The sequence below is a fragment of the Blastococcus sp. SYSU D00813 genome (genome assembly GCF_054050735.1).
In genome coordinates, this window is the sequence record NZ_JBJGZX010000003.1 from 113,345 (window position 1) to 131,555 (window position 18,211).

The window sequence follows — 18,211 nt, forward strand, 5'->3', positions numbered from 1 at the left end:
GATCCTCGCGCCCCGACCGGGTCAGCGGCGACCCGGCCCCCGCTCGCGCAGCAGCCGGGCCGGGGCCCGCCGCGCCCAGGCCTCCTCGAGCAGCCCGGCCACCAGGTCCGGCGACGCCGCCGCGAGGTCGACGCGGACGCCGTACAGGCTCTTCCCCCACCACAGCAGCGCGCACGGGCCCCCCTCGGCCGCCCGGGCGGTGGACTCGTCGACCATCACGTTGAGCTGGGTGTCGGTCCACTGCGTGGCGAGCACCTTCGTGCCCAGCCGGTAGGCGGTGCGGCCGTGGTGGTCGCCCTCGGTCACCTCGGGCAGGGCCAGGGCGAGCGCCCGGACGTCGCCGGGCGTCACGACCTCGGTGCGCCGCGGTAGCTGCCGACGCTCCAGCTGTTGCCCTCGGGGTCCCGGACGGAGAACTCCAGGCCGCCGTGGTCGGGGGCGTGCAGGGGCCGGAGGACCTCGGCGCCGGAGGCCTCCACCCGCCCCCAGACTGTCTCGACGTCGTCGGTGACGAGGTAGGCGCCGCTGACGCCGGGCTTCACGTCCCAGCCGCCGTCGTCCCGGGCGGAGCCGAGCATGATCCCGCCGCCGGGCGGCCAGGCGAGCTCGGCGTGCACCACGAGGTCGCCGTCGCGGACGACGAGGGTCTCCTCGAAGCCGAGGACGTCGACCAGCCAGCGGACGAGGGCGGGGGCGTCGGCCGCGCGGAAGGCGGGCCAGACGGTGGGGACCGGGGCGTTCTGCGGGTTCGTCATGCCGCCGACCCTGCCGCGAGCACGGCCCCGCCGTCTTGGACGAATCCGAACTCCGCGTCGAGCCACCGCAGCGGGGACAGGCCGGTGAACGCGCGCCAGTCGCGGGTCAGGTGCGGCTGGTCGGCGTAGCCCGCCGCGGCGGCCAGCCGGGCGAGGTCCGGCGGGCCCCCGGCAGCGACGCGGGCGGCCAGGGCGCGCCGGGCGCGGTCGAACCGGACCACCCGCGCCGCCTCCTTCGGCCCCAGGCCGGTCTCGGCGCGGAAGCGGGCGGTGAGGTGCCGCTCCGACCAGCCGACCCGCCGGGCCAGCTCGGCCACCCGCAGCCGCCCGCCCGACGCCAGCGTCAGCCGCCAGGCCTCGGTGACCTCGGCCGGCGGGTCCGGCCGTGGCCGCGCGGCCCGTGCCAGCACCTCGTCGACCGCGGCGAACCGGGCCGCCCAGCCGTCGGCCGCCCGGACCCGCTCCAGCAGCTCCCGGGCGACCGGACCCAGGACGTCGTCCAGCGGGCAGTCCAGGGAGGCCAGCTCCCCGGCCGGCACGCCCAGCAGCCGGCGGCAACCGGACGGCGTGAGCCCGAGCTGCAGGCCCGCCTGCCGGCCCGGGTGGGCGATCAGCGCGGGAGCGGTGTGCATCCCGCCGACCATCGCGTCGTACCGGCCCGGGGCCTGCGCCGGGTCGGCGTGGGCGGCGATCTCCAGCGGCTCGTCCAGGGTGACGATCACCGTCAGCGTGGGGGAGGCCAGGCCGCGGTGGACCCCCGGGTCCAGGCCCTGCTGCCGGTAGCCGACGGTGTCGGCGACCAGCCCGCGCAGCGGTCCCGCCGGCCGGTGCACGACGAACTCGCTGGTCACCGCCCCAGGATGGCAGCGTGGCGGGCGCCGCTCCAGTCCCCGGCCGGGCGGCTCACCCCTCGACGGAGGCCGGGCCCTCCCGTCGCTCGACCGCGTCGAGGAACCGGCGCAGGGTCTCGAGGAAGACGTCGGGCTGCTCGGAGTGCACCCAGTGCCCGGCGTCCTTGATCCTGACCAGCCGGGTGCGGGGGAAGAGCTCGTCCATCCGCGCCCGGTCCTGCGGCAGCACGTAGTGGCTGTTCGCGCCGGCCACCCAGAGCACCGGCCCGTCGTAGGTCGCGCTCGGCGGCGGGTCGGGGAACCCGCGCAGCTCCTCGAGGTCGCGGCCGAGCAGGTCGAGGTTGAGCCGCCAGCGCCAGCCGCCGTCGGGCCCCACGCCGTCCCGGACGAGCGACTGCAGCAGGAAGGAGCGCACCATCCGGCTGGGCACCGCCTCCCGCAGCGCGGCGTCGGCCTCGTCCCGGGTCCCCAGCCGGTCGAGGTCCACGGCCTGCATCGCGGCGATGAACGCCGCGAAGGGCGAGGCCTCCTCGTCGGGGTCGTCGGTGCGCCCACCGGACACGGGGTACTCGACCGGGGCGATGTCGACGACGACGAGTGCCCGCAGCAGCTCCGGCCGGCGCAGCGCCAGCTGCATCGCCACCTTGCCGCCCATCGAGTGCCCGACCAGCGTCACCGGCTCGCCGTACGCCTCGAGCTCGGCGGCCACCAGCCCGGCCATGTCGAGGTAGTCGACCCGCTCGGTCCACGGCGAGTGCCCGTGGTTGGGCAGGTCGAGCAGCGTCACCCGGTGCCGGTCGGACAGGCCCTTGGCGATCGTCGTCCAGTTCCGCCCCTGGCCGAACAGGCCGTGCACGAACACCACCCGGGGGCCGGCGTCGCCCACCGTGCGGGCGTGCAGCCGTTCCTCCGGGTCGACGCTCACCCGGCGATTCCACCAGATCCCGTCGGCGTCTCCGCCTACCGTCGTCGGCTCCGACCACGAGGGGGAGCACCACCATGCCCGGACGGCGTCGCCGGACCACCACCCGAGCGAGCGGCACCACGCGCACCGCGACCAAGCGGCGCGCGCCCGCCCGCCGCGCGGCGAAGCCCGCCCCCGACCTCCCCACCGCGGGTCCGGGCGAGCGGGTGTGGGTGCTCGCCGTCCCCTTCCGCGCCCCCGCGCCCGGCGCCTCGTGGCACCCCGGACTGCAGGCGCACGTCTTCGTGGGCCGGCAGCTGCCGCCGGAGCTGGCGCCCTACGACCCGCCGCCGTACACGCTCGAGCGGTTCCTGGAGGACGAGCTCAACGACGAGCCGCGGCCGCTGCCGCAGGCGCGGTCGCTGGAGCCGCGCGAGGAGCAGTGCACCGGTGCCGACGCCGTCATCGCCTCGGCCGCGGCCGGGCACCGGGTGTTCCTGCTCGGCGACGACCCCGGCGTCGGCAAGACGGGGACGGCGATCATGGCCGCCCGCGAGGTCTGCGAGATGCGCGGCGGCGACCGGGTGCTCGTCGTCGCCGACCGGCCCGCCGCGATCACCATCCCGCACTGGACGCGCTCGATCGCCGGCTTCGGCGACGGCGGCCTGCGCTGGTGCGTCACCACCTGGGACCGGCTGGCCAAGGTCGCGGCGCTGCTGAAGACGGCGCCGCGGTTCGACGTCGTCATCGGCGACGAGGCGCACATGGTGCGGCACACCACCACCCAGCGCTGGAAGCACTGGAAGGCGGTGTCCGGCGCGGCGCGGGTCGAGGACGCCCCGTTCGTCGTCGCGGCCACCGCCACCCCGGCGCACACCCCGCTGGAGCTGCCGTACCTGGCGCCGCAGTTCGCCGCCCGCGCGGGCGAGCCTCTGCGCGCCTGGGCCGACCTCCCGGCGAAGCTCGCCGAGCATGGGTTCCACGTGGAACGGGGCCGCTACGGCTGGGCCTGGACGGAGGACGCCGGCGAGCGCCGCGCCGACCTCGACCGGCTGCAGGAGTGGCTGACCGGCGGGGACCCGCCGGCGGCGCTGCACCGCTCGGCCCCGTGGGGCGCGGTGTCGGTGGGCGGGGCGGCGGTGGCGCTGAGCCCCGCCGAGCGGGCGAGCTACGAGGCTGAGTGGAACGAGTTCCGCGCGGAGATGCAGCTGGCCCGCCGCGGGCGGCAGACCGCCCGCGGCCGCGCGGCCCTCCTCCGGTTCCGGCAGAAGGCCGGGCTCATCCGCGTGCCGGCCACCGTCGACTGGGTGCGCGCCCAGGTCGAGGCCGAGCGGCAGGTGGCGGTGTCGGTCGAGTTCGTCGAGACGGCGGCCGACCCGATCCGCGAGGCGCTGCTGGACGCGGGGATCGCCGTGGCCGGCATCTACGGCCGCGACCGGTTCGACGTCGAGGCCGAGCGGCTGCGCTTCCAGACCGGCGCCGCCCCGGTGTGCGTCTTCACCGTGACGGCGTCCATCAGCCTGCACGCGGGCGAGCTGCTGCCCGGCGGCGCCACCGCCACGGACACCCCGCGGGTCGGGCTGTTCCACCAGCCGCGGTTCTCGGGCATCCAGGCCCGCCAGGTCACCGGCCGCACCCACCGCGACGGGAAGACCTCGCCGTGGCGGGTGGCCTTCGCGGAGGACACCGTCGAGGAGCAGGTGGCCCGGGTGATGGTGGAGCGGCTGGCGGTCAGCGGCTCCACGGCCGGCGCGGACACGTCGTCGCTGCAGGAGATCGCCGAGCTGCTCGACGCCGACTGGCTGCCCGGCGCCGCGCTCACCGACGCCGGTTGAGCCACCGTGTGCGCTGACGCCGCACGACCGGTCGGGTCCTGCGGCGTCAGCGCACACGCTCAGTTCGAGGCGGCGCCGTCCGGGGACGCGCCGTCGACCGGGATGCGGGTGACCCCGTCGCCGTTGCCCTGGCCGACCGCGGAGCCCGCCCCGGAGAGCCGGCGCAGCAGCGCGTTGACGTCCAGGCCGGTCAGGTCGCCGGACAGCTGCAGGCCCTGCGCCACGTTCGACGCGACCGACCGGCTGAGCGCGTTGGCGCCGTCGGCGGAGATGACCGTCATCTTGTCCACGCTCGACAGCGGGGCCGCCGCGGCCTGCACGACCTCGGGCAGCACCTTGACCAGCATCTCGAGGATGGCCGCCTCGCCGTACTTGGCGAAGGCCTCCGACCGGGCGTCGAGCGCCGACGCCTCGGCCTGGCCCCGGGCCAGGATCGCGGCGGCCTCGGCCGCACCCTCCCGCTCGACGGCGTCGGCCACGGCCTGGCGGCGCAGCTTCTCGGCCTCCCCGCGCTTGGCGCCCTCGATCGCCTCGGCCTCGGCCAGGGCGGACCGGCGGGCGCGCTCGCCCTCACCGGAGAGCTTCGCCTGCTCGGCGGCGGCCTGCGCGGCGGCGATGGTGGCCTGCCGCTCGGCCTCGGCGGTGAGGATCGCGGCGTTCTTGCGCGCCTCGGCCTCCTGCTCGACCCGGTAGCGCTCGGCGTCGGCCGGGCGGCGGACCTGGGTGTCCAGCTGCCGCTCGGTCAGCGCGGCGGTGCGGACGGCGACCTTCTCCTGCTCGCTGAGGATCGCCTGGTCCTGCGCGGCCTGGGCCAGCGGACCGGCGGCCGCCGCCTTGGCCTTCGCCGCGTCGGTCTCGGCGCTGATCTCGGCCTGCCGCAGCGCGAGCTGACGCTGCGCGACGGCGATCGCCTCGTCGGCGAGCAGCTGCTCCTGCTGCGCGGCCTGCCGGGCGCGGGCCTCGGCGATGCTGGCCTCCTTGAGCACCCGCGCCGCCTCGGGCCGGCCGAGGTCGGCCAGGTAGGTGCCCTCGGCCTGGATGTCCTGCAGCTGGAAGGTGTCGAGCACCAGGCCCTGGCCGGTGAGGGAGGACTCGGCCTCCTCGGCGACGGCGGAGGCGAAGGCGGCGCGGTCGCGGATGATCTCCTCGATCGTCAGCCGGCCCACGATCGACCGCAGCGCACCGGCGAGCACCTCCGAGGTGAAGGTGTCGATGCCGCCCTGCTGGTTGAGGAAGCGCTGCGCGGCGGCACGGATGGCACCCTCGCTGCCGCCCACCTTGACGATCGCCACGCCCTCGAGGTCGCACTTCACGCCCTGCTTGGACACCGCGCCGCGGATGCCGACCGGGATGCGCCGGCTGGACAGGTCCATCGTGTGCAGCTTCTGCACGACCGGGAGCACGAAGACGCTGGCGCCCATCACGACCTTCTGCCCGGACGCGTCCCGGGACACCAGCCCCGAGGCGTCGGTCACCTGCCGCCCCTGGCGGCCGGTGACGATGAAGGCCTGGTTGGGCCCGGCCACCTTGATGCGGCTGAGCACGAACAGCACCAGCGCGATGACGAGGACGACGAGGCCGCCGACCGCGATCAGCAGGGTCATGGCTTCTCTCCGACTTCTGGGAGGGGGTCCGGGGCGGTCGAGACGACGTGGACGGCGGTCTCGCTGAGCGCCTCGACCACGTAGACGGGGGTGCCGGCCGGCAGCGCGACGTCGCTGCGGGCGGCGTACTTGAGGCTCTGGCCGGCCAGGCCCAGCCGGACCTCGCCGAACCCGCCGGCGGGGACCGCGGAGACGACCACGCCCTGCGTCCCGGCCAGGTGGTGGCGGGTGAGCGTCTCGGTGGTCGGCATGTCGCGGAACGTGCGGGCCAGCCGGACCGCTCCCCAGGCCAGCGGGACGGCGAGCGCGAGGCCGACGAGCAGGGCGATCAGCACGGCCGCCGTGCCGGCAAGGTCCTCGGGCAGCAGCGCCACCGTCGCGGCGCCGCCGAAGCCGACCCCGCCCAGCAGCGCGGCCACCGCCTCGAGCGAGAAGGGACCGCCGCCGGCGTCGAGCGCGAGGGTGCCGATCTCGCCGACGACCAGCGAGACGAGCAGGAGGACGACGCCGACCCCGCCGACGACGAGGAACGTGGTCGCGGCGGTGCTCACGGTCCCCCTCGGGTGCGCTGGTCGGAGACCGCAGACTCCCAGCCCGGCAGCCCGGCGATCAACCGGTTCGGTGACGGTCGCGTGCCGGTTCACCCGGGCGTGTCGGCAGCGGGCGCGAGAATGGGGGACGTGCGTCGAGAGGCCAGCGTGCTGCACCTGGACCTCGACGCCTTCTTCGCCGCCGTCGAGCAGCGCGACAAGCCCTCGCTGCGCGGCCGGCCGGTGGTCGTCGGCGGGGTCGGCGGGCGCGGCGTCGTCGCCACGGCGTCGTACGAGGCGCGCGCCTACGGTGCGCGGTCGGCGATGTCGACCGCCGAGGCCCGCCGCCGCTGCCCGGCCGGCACGGCGTTCCTCGGCGGCCGGTTCGGCGCGTACCGGGCCACGTCCGACGTCGTGATGGGCCTGCTGCGGGAGCTGTCGCCGCTGGTGGAGCCGGTGTCGATCGACGAGGCGTACGTGGACCTCGCCGCCGGGCCCGCGAACGACCTCACCGTCGACGGCGTCACGGCGCTGGCCCGCGGGCTCAAGGAGCGGATCGCGGCCGCCACCGGAGGCGTCACCGGTTCGGTGGGCATCGGCAGCTCGAAGCTCATGGCCAAGCTCGGGTCGGAGCTGGACAAGCCCGACGGGCTGGTCGTGGTGGCCCCCGGGACCGAGCTCGAGGTGCTGCACCCGCTGCCCGTCACGCACCTGGGCGGGGTCGGACCGGCCACCGCCGAGCGGCTGCACGCGGTCGGGGTGCGCACGGTCGGCGACCTGGCCGCGCGCTCGCTGCCCGACCTCGTCGCGCTGGTCGGCCGGGCGCACGGCACCGGGCTGTACCAGCTGGCCCGCGCGGAGGACGACCGCGCCGTCGTCCCCGACCGGGAGACCAAGTCGGTGTCGGCCGAGGAGACGTTCGAGCGCGACCTCACCGACCGCGCCGTCCTGGGCCGGGAGATCGACGCGATGGCCGCCCGCGTCGGCGGCCGGCTGCGGGCGGCCGCGTACTCCGGCCGGACGGTGACGCTGAAGCTGCGCCGGTACGACTTCACGACGCTCACCCGCTCGCAGACCCTCCCGCAGCCCACCGACGACCCCCGGCAGATCGCCGGGATCGCGCGGCGGCTGCTCGACGAGGCCGGGACCGCCGGCGGCCTGCGGCTGCTCGGCGTGGGCGTCTCCGGGCTGTCGCTGTACGCGCAGGGCGACCTGTTCGCCGACGACGCGGACGCGCCGGACGAGGACGACGTCGCCGCCCCGGCCGCCGCGGAGCCCGAGCCGGACCTGCCCGCCGAGCGGCGCTGGTGGCCGGGGCAGGACGTGCGGCACGACGAGATGGGCGCCGGCTGGGTGTGGGGCCGCGGGATCGGCCGGGTCACCGTGCGTTTCGAGGGCCCGCTCACCCCGCCGGGCCCGGTGCGGACCTTCCCCGCGGACGACCCCGCGCTGCACCCGGCCGACCCGCCGGACTGGCGGCCTGCCGCCTAGCGCCCGAGCGGAGCACACTGCCGGCATGGCGCGCTGGTCGGACGTCGCGGCCGAGGTCCCGGACCTGGCGGCGCGGGTCCGGGCCGCGTTCGCTGCGTCGCCGCACGCCACCATGGCGACGCTGCGGGCCGACGGCGGGCCGCGGATCAGCGGCACCGAGGTGGAGTTCGCCGCCGACGGCGAGCTGCGGCTGGGCTCCATGGCCGGCGCCGTGAAGGCGCGCGACCTGCTGCGCGACCCGCGGGTGGCGGTGCACAGCCCGACCGCCGACCCCGGGGAGGGCGGCAGGAGCTGGCCGGGCGAGGCGAAGGTGGCCGGGCGGGCGGTGCACGAGGGCGACGCCGGCGGCGCGCACCTCTTCCGGCTCGACCTCACCGAGGTGGTGTGGACCGGCCACACCGACGACCGGACGGCGCTGCGCATCCTGGCCTGGCACCCGGACCGCGGTCTCGAGGAGCACGTGCGCACCTGACCGCCGGGCCCGCACGGCGTCCGGAGAGGATGGGCGCATGACCGAGCCGAGCGCATGGGTGCGGATGACCGAGGCCGACCCCGGCCACTCACCGGCCTACGTGGAGCGCTTCCGGCGGCTGGCGGCGCAGGGCACCGACATCGTCGGCGAGGCGCGGCTGGTCGACGCGATGCTGCCGCGCGGCTCCCGCGTGCTGGACGCCGGCTGCGGGCCGGGGCGGGTCGGCGGGCACCTGGCCCGCGCCGGGCACGACGTGGTCGGCGTGGACGTCGACCCGGTGCTGATCGCCGCCGCCCAGGAGGACCACCCCGGCCCGCGCTGGCTGGTCGGCGACCTGGCCGAGCTCGACCTGCCCGACCGGTTCGACGCGATCGTGTGCGCGGGGAACGTCGTCACCTTCCTCGCGCCCAGCACCCGGGTGGAGGTGCTGCGCCGGTTCCGCGCCCACCTGGCCGCCGACGGGCGGGCGGTGGTCGGCTTCGGCGCCGGCCGCGACTACGCCTTCGACGACTTCCTGGCCGACGCGCGCACCGCGGGCCTGGCGCCGTCGGTCCTGCTGTCGACCTGGCACCTGCACCCGTTCACGCCGGGATCGGACTTCCTCGTCGCGGTGCTGGCCCCGGCCTGAGGGAGGGTCCCGGTGCCTACGGCGCCGGGACGGCGAGCGCGACCGTCAGCTCCAGCACCGTGCGCGGGTCGTCGAGCCGGTCGCCGAACAGCTCGCGCAGCTGGCCCATCCGGTAGCGCACCGTCTGCGGGTGCACGAACAGCTCCGCGGCGACCGCGTCGCGGCGGCCGTGGTGCAGCAGCCAGGAGCGCAGGGTCTCGGTGAGCTTCTCGCGGGCGGCGGCGCCGACCCGGTCCAGCGGCGCGAGCACCCGCGCCCGGAGGTCGGTGAGCGCGGTGGCGTCGGCGCGCAGCACCAGCTCGGCGAGCCGCTCCTCGGTGTCCAGCGGGGCGCTGCCCTCGGCGCGCAGCCCCAGCTGCACGGCCCGCTGCGCCCGGGCGTGCGAGGCCTGGGCCTGCGCCCACGGCCGCGGCGGCCCGACCACCGCCTCCCGCCCGTCCAGCGCCGCCAGCAGCGGGGCCCGCCCGCGGCCCTCGGCGTCCGGCACCAGGAGCACGACCCGCTCGGGGCCGACGGGGGCGTCGGGGTGCTCCTCGGTGCTGACCAGGGTCCGCACGTCCAGCGCCGAGAGGGCGGCGCGCGCCTGGGTCTCGGGCAGCAGGACGGCGGTCAGCGTGCGCGGCGGCAGCCACTCCGCCCGCTCGGCGGCGGCGGTCAGGTCGTGCAGCGGGCGGCCGGCCAGCAGCACCGCCGCCAGCCGCTCCAGGTACCGGCGCCGGGCCCGGCCGGTGGAGGCCAGCTCGTCGGCGTGCCCGGCGACCGACGACGCCGACAGCTGGTCGATGTAGGCGAACACCAGCTCGGCGAAGCGGGCGAGGTCCTCCGGCGACATGCCGGCCGCGACCGCCGCGCTGCTCATGTGCCGCCAGGCGACCCGCGCCCCCACCCGGTAGGCCGCCAACAGGGCGTCCATCGACCGGCCGCTGCGGGCCTCGCCGCGGCCGAGGGCGTACGCGCCCTCCAGCGCCGGGCCGACCGGGCGGCTGGGGTCGGCGCCGCCGGTGGCCAGGCTGAGGAAGCCGCCGAGTGCGAGCTGCACGGCCCGGTCGATGGTCTTGCCCATGACCCCGCTGAAGGCGTCGGCGTAGCTGGGCACCTCGACGACGATGGCCGCGATCGTCGACTCCGCGACGCCGGGCAGCTGCTCGGTCAGCGCGGCCGCGACGTCGGGCGGGAACGCCGGCTGGTCCCCGGGCACCGCACCTCCCTGCACGCCGCCGCTTTTGTACCGGGCGAACAAGAGTATGCCGCCGATTCACGTCGAAGGCACAGGTAGTTAGCTCCCCGGCTGGGAAACCCTCGAGACATGACCGTGACCCAGCCGAGCGCTCCTCCCGCCCGGCCCCGGCTGACCGCGCTGCGGGACCGCGTGTTCAAGCTCGCCGAGCTCGCCACGACACCGCTGCTGCCGTCGGACTACCTCGACCTGGTCGACCCGCTGCGCTCCGGTGCGGCGCTGCGCGGCCGCATCGAGGCGGTCCACCGGGAGACCCGGGACGCCGCCACCCTCGTGATCCGCCCCGGCCGCGACTGGCAGCCGCACGTCCCCGGCCAGTACGTGCGCCTGGGCGTCGACGTCGACGGCGTCCGCCAGTGGCGCGCCTACTCGATCACCTCGGTGCTCGGGCGGGCCGACGGCTGCTTCACCATCACGGTGAAGGCCATCCCGGACGGCAAGGTCAGCAACCACCTGGTGCACCGCACCGAGCCGGGCACGATCGTGCAGCTGGACCAGGCCACCGGCGAGTTCGTGCTGCCCCGGCCGTGCCCGGACAAGGCCCTGTTCGTCACCGCGGGCTCCGGCATCACCCCGGTCATGGGCATCCTGCGCAACCTCGCTGCCGACGAGCTGACCGACGTGGTGCTCGTGCACTCGGCGCCGACGGCCGACGACGTCATCTTCGGCGCGGAGCTGCGCGAGCTGGCCGCCGCCGGGCGGATCCGGCTGGTCGAGCAGCACACCGACACCGACGGGATGCTCGACGCCGCGAGCATCGCGGCGCTGGTCCCCGACCTGGCCGAGCGCGCCACGTGGGCCTGCGGGCCGCTGCCGATGCTCGAGGCCCTGGAGCGGTACTGGGCCGACGCCGGCGTGGCCGACCAGCTGTACACCGAGCGCTTCCGGCCGGCGGTCGTCGCCGGTGACGGCGAGGGCGGCACCGTCACCTTCACCGCGAACGGGACGACGCTCGAGGCCGACGGCGCCACGCCGATCCTCGACGCCGCCGAGGAGGCCGGCGTCCTCATGCCGAGCGGCTGCCGCATGGGCATCTGCTTCGGCTGCGTCCTGCCGCTGCGCGAGGGCGCCGTCCGCGACCTGCGCACCGGCGAGGTGACCACCGCCGCCCCCGGCGACGGCGTCCTCGTCCAGACCTGCGTCAGCGCCGCCGCCGGCGCCTGCGCCATCGACCACTGACCCGTCCGACACTGACCAGAGGAGCCGGACCCATGACCGTCATCCAGAAGAAGTCCGACAACCCGATCGCGCACCTGACCGCCGAGGACATCGAGCTCCTGGGCAAGCAGCTCGACGCGATCCGCCAGGGCGTCCTGGACACCCGTGGGGAGTCCGACGCCCGCTACATCCGCACCGTCATCGACGTGCACCGCAAGCTGGAGCTGGGCAGCCGCGCCGTCCTGCTCGCCTCGGGCTTCCCGCCCGCGTGGATCCTGGGCACGATCGGCCTGTCGGTCGCCAAGATCCTCGAGAACATGGAGATCGGGCACAACGTCCTGCACGGCCAGTGGGACTGGATGCGCGACCCCAAGATCCACTCCACGACGTGGGAGTGGGACATGGCCAGCCCGGCCGAGCAGTGGAAGCACTCGCACAACCAGCTGCACCACACGTTCACGAACGTGGTCGGCAAGGACAACGACCTCGGCTACGGCATCATGCGCGTCGACGAGGACCAGAAGTGGGTGCCGGCCTACCTGCTCCAGCCGCTGTGGAGCTTCGTCAACGCGTGCTTCTTCGAGTACGGGATCGCCGCCTACGACCTCGAGCTCGGGGCGGTCATCGCGAAGAAGCAGACCAAGGACCCGGAGTTCCGCCGGCGCGCCAAGGCCGTGCTGCGCAAGATCGGCCGCCAGGTGCGCAAGGACTACGTCGTCCACCCGCTGCTCTCGGGGCCGAACTTCGTGCCCACGCTCGCGGCCAACTTCGTCGCGAACATCGTGCGCAACCTGTGGTCGAACTCGGTCATCCTCTGCGGGCACTTCCCGGAGGGCGTCGAGACGTTCGAGAAGCGCTCGATCGACGGCGAGACCAAGGGCGAGTGGTACGTGCGCCAGATGCTCGGCTCGGCCAACATCTCCGGGTCCCGGGCCATGCACCTGATGACCGGGAACCTGTCGCACCAGATCGAGCACCACCTGTTCCCCGACCTGCCGAGCAACCGGTACGCGGAGATCGCGCCGAAGGTGCAGGCGCTGTTCGAGGAGTACGGGCTCAACTACCACTCGGCGCCGCTGCCGAAGCAGGTCTACTCGGCCTGGCACAAGATCTTCCGGCTCTCGCTGCCCAACGGCTGGCTGGACAACACGACGGCGAAGAACCTGCCGTCCCAGCTGGTGAAGCTGTGGAAGATGTCGACCGGGCCGAAGACGGTCCGCCGCCGGCTGCTGCAGGCCGAGGCCGCCTGAGGAAGCGCCACCCTGCCTCCGCGGCTCGCCGCGGGGCAGGGTGGCCGGTTCAGACCAGCTGCAGGCAGCGGCCGGCGCGGCGGACCGTGACCCGCTGGCCCCAGCTCAGGGTCAGCCGGTCGGCCTCGAGCCCGTCGCCGAACACCACGAGCCCGTCGGACTCGGCGTCCACGTGGAGGACGGCGCCGGTCTCGAGCAGGCCCTGCGTGCGGCTGGTCCCGGTCGCCGGGGACGGCCAGGCCTCGCGCACGAACCAGGCCAGCCGCGGGTCGCCGGGCGCCGGCAGCTGCGGTGCGCCCGGGCGCTCCCGGGACACCGAGCGGCACCAGCCGGTGGCGCCCGTGCCGGTCGACACGAGGACGCCGGACGACGCCTGCCGCTCGGGCCCGGCGCCGGGCGCGGTGAGCCGGTAGCGGGCCGTCTGGTGCGTCGGCTGGCCGACGTAGACCTCGTTCAGGGCCCGCAGCAGCTGGCCGTCGTCGGTCTCGGCCTCCACCATCGTGAGCGGCGTGGGGCGGGGCCGGTCCCGGAGCAGGGCGGCCACCTCCTCGGGCCGGTGCCGCACCAGCACCCCGGGGTTGCGGCCCGGCTCGGGGTCGACACCGATCACCGGCTGCCCGTCGAGGTACTTGGCGACGTTGGCGACCAGCCCGTCCTGCCCGACGACGAGGACGACGTCGTCCGGCGCGAACAGGAAGCGCGGGAGGTCGGCGCGCTCGACGGCGCCCCGGCGCCAGTCGACCGGGATGCCCGCGGTGGCGGCGGCCAGTGCCCGGGCCTGGCCGGCGTCCCGCTCGGTCACCTCGGCGATGTCGCGGCCACGGGTGCGCAGGAAGAACGCAGCCTGGGCCGCGGTGCCGTGCCGGGCGACGAGTTCCCGGAGCTCGGTCGTGCGGGAGACCACGACCACCCGAGGCGCGAGCGTCACCGGGCACCGCCGAGCTTGGCCAGCACGGGGGCCAGCAGGTCGGGCGTGAGGACCAGGCTGTCGACCTTGGGCAGGCTCGTGGCCAGCTCGCGGGCGGCGACGGCGAGCAGCACGTCGGCGGGGACGTCGGCGTGCGCGGCCAGGTAGGCGGCCGTCGCCTCGCCGCGGGCCGCGCCGGCCAGGCGCTCGGCGTCGGCCCGGACCTGCGCCGCCCGCCGGTCGCGGCGGGCCTGCGCCTCGCTGGCGACCTCGGCGGCGGCCGCGGCGTGCTCGGCCTCGCGGCGGGCGTTGACGCCCCGCTGGCCGACGAGCTCCTCCTCGCGCCGGGCCAGCTCGATCTGGTTGGCCAGCTCGTTCTCGCTGATCGCCCGCTCGCGCTCGACCGCCAGGGCCCGCCGTTCGTAGGTGGCCCGGTCGGCCTCCTGCTGCACCCGCTCGCGGGTGGGTGTCTGCAGCGCCCGCTCGACGTCGGCCTCCGGGCGGACGGCGACGACCCGCACACCGATGACGGCGATGCCGGTCTCGGCCAGGCGCGGGTCGGCGGCCAGGCCGCGCTCCACGGCGTCCCGGACCGGCGCCACGCCCCGGGTGAGCGCCGCCGCGAGGTCGATGGTGGCCAGCAGGTCGAGGGCGTGCTGCTGCGCCGACTCGGTGAGCAGGCCGGCGACCTGCTCGAGCGGGGTGCCCTGCCAGCGCCCGGTGACCGGGTCGATCGAGAAGTCCACCCGTGCCGCCGCCAGGGCCGGGTCGGTGACGCGGGAGGTGAGCGTCATCTGCACGGTGACGTCCTGGAAGTCCGCCGTCCGGGCGTGGAAGAGGAGCGGCAGCTCGCGGTCGTCGACGGGGACCTCCGACAGGACGGCCGACAGCGGCCGGAACCAGAAGCTGGCGCCCGTGGCGGCCTGGACCACCTGCCCGTTGCGGACGCGGAGGACGTGCGCGGTCGCCGAGCTGCGCAGGTGGCGGACGAAGGGGTAGCGGGTGATGTCGGCCATCGGAGGTCCCTCCTCGGTGTTGTCGTCGTCTTGACGATAAGCACCGCCGACGCTTGTCGTCAATCCGACGATTAGTGCGTTAGGGTGGCGCCGTGGACGGCTACGACCCGCAGGCGTTCCCCGCGGTGGCGGTGACGGTGGACCTGGTGGTGCTGACCGTGCGGGCCGACCGGCTGCACGTGCTGGTCGTGCGCCGTGGCGAGGAGCCGTTCGCCGGGCGGGAGGCGCTGCCGGGCGGGTTCGTCCGGCCGGACGAGGACCTGCTGGCCGCGGCCTCGCGGGAGCTGGCGGAGGAGACCGGGCTGAGGCCGGGGGCCGCCCACCTCGAGCAGCTGGCGTCGTACGGGGCGCCGCACCGCGACCCGCGGATGCGGGTGGTGACCGTGGCGCACCTGGCGCTGGTCGCGGCGCCGCCGGAGCCGCGGGCCGGCAGCGACGCGGCGGCCACGCGCTGGGCGCCGGTGGAGGAGGTGTCGCCGGGGCTGGCCTTCGACCACGACGTGGTGCTCGCCGACGGCGTGGCCCGGGCGCGGGGGAAGCTCGAGTACACGTCGCTGGCCGCGTCGTTGTGCGGCCCGTCGTTCACCGTGGCCGAACTGCGGCGGGTGTACGAGGCGGTGTGGGGGCGGCCGCTGGACCCGCGGAACTTCCACCGCAAGGTCACCAGCGCGACCGGCTTCCTGGAGCCGACGGGGGAGACCACGACCCGGGACGGCGGCCGGCCGGCCCAGCTCTACCGGCGCGGCCCGGCCACCGCGCTGCACCCGCCCCTGCTCCGCGCGGAGAACTGACGCCGCGGGCCCGTCCCCCGTCGAGGCGACGGAGGGACGGGCCCGCGGGGTGGTCGGTCCAGGTCAGTTGGCCATGTCCACGAACCGGCTGTAGTGACCCTGGAAGGCGACCGTGACGTTGGCGGTGGGGCCGTTGCGGTGCTTGACCAGCATGATGTCGGCCTCGCCGGCCCGCGGGGACTCCTTCTCGTACATGTCCTCGCGGTGGATCATCATCACCATGTCAGCGTCCTGCTCGATCGAGCCCGATTCGCGGAGGTCGGAGAGCATCGGCTTCTTGTCCTGACGCTGCTCGGACCCACGGTTCAGCTGCGACATCGCGATCACCGGGCACTCGATCTCCTTGGCCAGGAGCTTGAGTGCGCGGGAGAACTCGGAGACCTCCTGCTGGCGGCTCTCGACGCGCTTTCCCGACGTCATCAGCTGGAGGTAGTCGATGACCACGAGCTTGAGGTCGTTGCGCTGCTTGAGCCGCCGCGCCTTCGCCCGGATCTCCATCATCGTCATGTTCGGCGAGTCGTCGATGTAGAGCGGGGCGTCGGCCACCTCGCCCATCCGGCGGGCCAGCTTCGACCAGTCCTCGTCCGACAGCGTGCCGGCGCGCATGTGGTGCAGCGGCACCTTGGCCTCGGCCGACAGGAGACGCATGGTGATCTCGTGCTTGCTCATCTCGAGCGAGAAGATGACCGTGGACATGTGGTGCTTGATCGCCGCTGACCGCGCGATGTCCAGACCCAGCGTCGACTTGCCCACGCCAGGCCTTGCCGCGATGACGACCATCTGGCCGGCCTGGAGGCCGTTGGTCAGCTCGTCGAGATCCCGGATGCCCGTCGGGACGCCGCGGCTCACCCCGCCGCGGCTGGCGATGGCGTCGAGCTCGTCCATCGTCGGCTGGAGGATGTCCTCCAGCCGCGAGTAGTCCTCGCTCATCCGCTTCTCGGTGACGTCGTAGATCTCCTGCTGCGCGCGGTCGACGATGTCGTCGACGTCGCCGCGCCCGCCGGCCGCGCCGTAGCCCAGCTGGACCACGCGGGTGCCGGCCTCCACCAGCCGCCGCAGGACGGCCTGCTCGGCCACGATCGCGGCGTAGTAGCCGGCGTTGGCCGCGGTCGGCGTCGAGGCGATCAGCGTGTGCAGGTAGACCGCGCCGCCCATCTTCGACAGCTGGTCGGTGCGGTTGAGCTCGGCCGCCACGGTGATCGCGTCCGCGGGCTCGCCCCGGCCGTAGAGGTCGAGGATGCAGTCGAAGATGATCGCGTGCGCCGGCCGGTAGAAGTCGGCGCTGTGCAACTGCTCGACGACGTCGGCGATCGCGTCCTTGCTCAGCAGCATCCCGCCGAGCACCGACTGCTCCGCCTGGACGTCCTGCGGCGGCTGCCGGTCGTACTCCGGCGCCGCTGCCTGGGGCCGGCTGAAGTCGTCGGCCACCGCCACGTCGGTCCTCCATCCACTCTCCGGCGCACCCCGCCACAGACCCCGGCCGCCGGCCGGGGCCCGGTGGGGGAGCACCAGGACGTTCGTCATCCGTCTCGAACGTGCGTTCGAGGAGTTCCTACCGCGAGCCGCCGACAGTTCGGGTCGGGCGGGTAGGCAGGGAGGACGTTAGAAACGGCGGACCGGTCCGTCCATCACCGCTGTGGGCGCCGTTCTGCACAACTTGTGGACAAGTCGGTGGACACAGGCGTGTCGACATGTGGAGACAGCGGGGGACGGGGACGGCGCCGGCCGCGTATCCCGCACCTGACCAGCACCGCGACGACGCACCGGGTGTGGACGGGAGAAATCCGGGAGAACTCGCCGTGTCGTCCCCCGGCGTGTCGCCCGCCCGGCGCAGGCGTCCCAGGCGTCACACGCCGGCCCCTCGTCCACAGCCCGGGGCGGCGACACGGGCAGTGTGCGGTAGGTGACCCGTCGGGCCGCTGGCCGGTCCCGGGGCGCGCATCGCGCGTGGCACGGGCCCCAGGGGGCGGGAGGAGCGCCCTCAGCGGACCCGAGACGCCACGAGGGGCGCCGGACCGGAGTCCGACGCCCCTCGTGGGGTGTGCGTGGGTCAGGAGGCGACGACGTCGATCGTCAGCTCCGAGGCCACCTCGGGGTGGATCCGCACCGTGACCTTGTGCTGGCCGGTCGTCTTGATGCTGCTGGGCAGCTCGATGCGACGACGGTCGAGCTCCGGCCCGCCGGCGGCGGTCACCGCGGCGGCGACGTCGGCGGTGGTGACGCGCCCGAACAGGCGGCCGCCCTCGCCGGCACGGGCCGGCACGCGGACGGTCAGCCCACTGAGGCGGCCGGCGACGGTCTGCGCCTCCTCGAGGCTGCGCACGTCGCGGGCGGCACGCGCCCGGCGCAGCGACTCGACCTGCTTCTCGGCACCGCGGGTGGCCACGATGGCCAGGCCGCGGGGCAGGAGGTAGTTGCGGCCGTAGCCGCCCTTGACCTCGACGGTGTCGCCGGAGGACCCGAGACCGGTGACCTCCTGCGTCAGGATCAGCTTCATCGTGCTCATGGTCAGCGCGCCGTGGAGGTGTAGGGCAGCAGCGCCATCTCGCGGCTGCTCTTCACGGCCGTCGCGACGTCACGCTGGTGCTGGCTGCAGTTGCCGCTGACGCGGCGGGCACGGATCTTGCCGCGGTCGGAGATGAACTTCCGCAGCAGGGTCGTGTCCTTGTAGTCGACGTAGGTCGCCTTGTCCTTGCAGAACTGGCAGACCTTCTTCTTGGGCTTGCGCACGGGGGGCTTGGGCACTGGGTTCTCCAGGTACGACGTGGATCAGGAAATGGTG

General features: G+C 75.2%; 19 protein-coding genes. 7 read left to right on the forward strand and 12 right to left on the reverse strand.

The annotated features are described in order from the left end of the window. Positions 1-21: 21 nt before the first annotated feature. The 4 genes from ACI8AX_RS03130 to ACI8AX_RS03145 are packed head-to-tail and all read right to left on the reverse strand — an operon-like array spanning position 22 to position 2,531. Positions 22-351: a hypothetical protein gene (locus ACI8AX_RS03130; protein WP_456548337.1), complete on the reverse strand. Its 330-nt coding sequence runs from the start codon at positions 349-351 to the stop codon at positions 22-24. Next, positions 348-755, reverse strand: coding sequence for a VOC family protein (locus ACI8AX_RS03135; protein WP_456548338.1), 408 nt, complete (start codon positions 753-755; stop codon positions 348-350). Before ACI8AX_RS03135 ends, ACI8AX_RS03130 begins: the two co-directional genes overlap by 4 nt. After that, positions 752-1,606, reverse strand: a complete 855-nt coding sequence (locus tag ACI8AX_RS03140; protein ID WP_456548339.1) for a helix-turn-helix domain-containing protein — start codon at positions 1,604-1,606, stop codon at positions 752-754. Before ACI8AX_RS03140 ends, ACI8AX_RS03135 begins: the two co-directional genes overlap by 4 nt. A 52-nt stretch (positions 1,607-1,658) precedes the next feature. After that, on the reverse strand, positions 1,659-2,531 hold the full coding sequence (locus ACI8AX_RS03145) for an alpha/beta fold hydrolase (protein ID WP_456548340.1): 873 nt from the start codon (positions 2,529-2,531) through the stop codon (positions 1,659-1,661). A gap of 74 nt (positions 2,532-2,605) precedes the next feature. Here ACI8AX_RS03145 and ACI8AX_RS03150 point away from each other — a divergent pair, with 74 nt between their 5' ends. Beyond that, entirely contained in the window at positions 2,606-4,345 is a 1,740-nt protein-coding gene (locus ACI8AX_RS03150; RefSeq protein WP_456548341.1) for a DEAD/DEAH box helicase family protein, read from the forward strand. A 59-nt stretch (positions 4,346-4,404) separates the two neighbouring features. On the opposite strand, the gene ACI8AX_RS03155 is transcribed toward ACI8AX_RS03150, so the two are convergent. Together ACI8AX_RS03155 and ACI8AX_RS03160 are read right to left on the reverse strand one after the other, a co-directional pair. Beyond that, positions 4,405-5,949, reverse strand: a complete 1,545-nt coding sequence (locus ACI8AX_RS03155) for a flotillin family protein (RefSeq protein ID WP_456548342.1) — start codon at positions 5,947-5,949, stop codon at positions 4,405-4,407. After that, positions 5,946-6,500: an NfeD family protein gene (locus tag ACI8AX_RS03160; protein ID WP_456548343.1), complete on the reverse strand. Its 555-nt coding sequence runs from the start codon at positions 6,498-6,500 to the stop codon at positions 5,946-5,948. Before ACI8AX_RS03160 ends, ACI8AX_RS03155 begins: the two co-directional genes overlap by 4 nt. Before the next feature lie 129 nt (positions 6,501-6,629). Here ACI8AX_RS03160 and ACI8AX_RS03165 point away from each other — a divergent pair, with 129 nt between their 5' ends. Genes ACI8AX_RS03165 through ACI8AX_RS03175 form a run of 3 tightly spaced genes read left to right on the forward strand, consistent with a single transcriptional unit; the run spans position 6,630 to position 9,070 of the window. After that, the gene (locus ACI8AX_RS03165) at positions 6,630-7,970 is read left to right on the forward strand and encodes a DNA polymerase IV (protein ID WP_456548344.1); all 1,341 of its coding nucleotides are present in this window, start codon (positions 6,630-6,632) and stop codon (positions 7,968-7,970) included. Between the two features lie 25 nt (positions 7,971-7,995). Beyond that, positions 7,996-8,442 carry a pyridoxamine 5'-phosphate oxidase family protein gene (locus ACI8AX_RS03170; protein ID WP_456548345.1) on the forward strand — a complete coding sequence of 149 codons (447 nt, stop codon included), beginning with the start codon at positions 7,996-7,998 and terminating at the stop codon, positions 8,440-8,442. A 37-nt stretch (positions 8,443-8,479) separates the two neighbouring features. Next, positions 8,480-9,070 carry a class I SAM-dependent methyltransferase gene (locus ACI8AX_RS03175; RefSeq protein ID WP_456548346.1) on the forward strand — a complete coding sequence of 197 codons (591 nt, stop codon included), beginning with the start codon at positions 8,480-8,482 and terminating at the stop codon, positions 9,068-9,070. A 16-nt stretch (positions 9,071-9,086) separates the two neighbouring features. Here ACI8AX_RS03175 and ACI8AX_RS03180 read toward each other — a convergent pair whose 3' ends face one another. Beyond that, complete coding sequence (locus tag ACI8AX_RS03180) at positions 9,087-10,268, reverse strand: PucR family transcriptional regulator (protein WP_456548347.1); 1,182 nt, start codon at positions 10,266-10,268, stop codon at positions 9,087-9,089. Between the two features lie 108 nt (positions 10,269-10,376). Between ACI8AX_RS03180 and ACI8AX_RS03185 the strand changes: the two genes are divergently transcribed. Both ACI8AX_RS03185 and ACI8AX_RS03190 read left to right on the forward strand, forming a co-directional pair. After that, positions 10,377-11,486 (forward strand): ferredoxin reductase, encoded by a 1,110-nt coding sequence (locus ACI8AX_RS03185; protein WP_456548348.1) that lies wholly within the window; start codon positions 10,377-10,379, stop codon positions 11,484-11,486. A gap of 32 nt (positions 11,487-11,518) precedes the next feature. Next, on the forward strand, positions 11,519-12,715 hold the full coding sequence (locus ACI8AX_RS03190; protein ID WP_456548349.1) for a fatty acid desaturase family protein: 1,197 nt from the start codon (positions 11,519-11,521) through the stop codon (positions 12,713-12,715). 49 nt (positions 12,716-12,764) lie between these two features. On the opposite strand, the gene ACI8AX_RS03195 is transcribed toward ACI8AX_RS03190, so the two are convergent. Beyond that, positions 12,765-13,643 carry a hypothetical protein gene (locus ACI8AX_RS03195; RefSeq protein WP_456548350.1) on the reverse strand — a complete coding sequence of 293 codons (879 nt, stop codon included), beginning with the start codon at positions 13,641-13,643 and terminating at the stop codon, positions 12,765-12,767. Further along, entirely contained in the window at positions 13,640-14,638 is a 999-nt protein-coding gene (locus ACI8AX_RS03200) for an SPFH domain-containing protein (protein WP_456548351.1), read from the reverse strand. The genes ACI8AX_RS03195 and ACI8AX_RS03200 overlap by 4 nt, the downstream gene beginning before the upstream one ends. Before the next feature lie 92 nt (positions 14,639-14,730). On the opposite strand from ACI8AX_RS03200, the gene ACI8AX_RS03205 reads away from it, so the two are divergent. Then, complete coding sequence (locus ACI8AX_RS03205; protein WP_456548352.1) at positions 14,731-15,429, forward strand: NUDIX hydrolase; 699 nt, start codon at positions 14,731-14,733, stop codon at positions 15,427-15,429. 63 nt (positions 15,430-15,492) lie between these two features. Here the strand turns inward: ACI8AX_RS03205 and dnaB are convergent, their stop codons facing one another. The 3 genes from dnaB to rpsR all read right to left on the reverse strand — a co-directional run bounded on the left by dnaB (position 15,493) and on the right by rpsR (position 18,174). Next, positions 15,493-16,863: a replicative DNA helicase gene (gene dnaB, locus ACI8AX_RS03210; RefSeq protein WP_456548353.1), complete on the reverse strand. Its 1,371-nt coding sequence runs from the start codon at positions 16,861-16,863 to the stop codon at positions 15,493-15,495. 616 nt (positions 16,864-17,479) lie between these two features. Next, complete coding sequence (gene rplI / locus ACI8AX_RS03215; RefSeq protein WP_456548354.1) at positions 17,480-17,926, reverse strand: 50S ribosomal protein L9; 447 nt, start codon at positions 17,924-17,926, stop codon at positions 17,480-17,482. Between the two features lie 11 nt (positions 17,927-17,937). After that, complete coding sequence (rpsR, locus tag ACI8AX_RS03220) at positions 17,938-18,174, reverse strand: 30S ribosomal protein S18 (RefSeq protein ID WP_456548355.1); 237 nt, start codon at positions 18,172-18,174, stop codon at positions 17,938-17,940. Between the last annotated feature and the right edge of the window lie 37 nt (positions 18,175-18,211).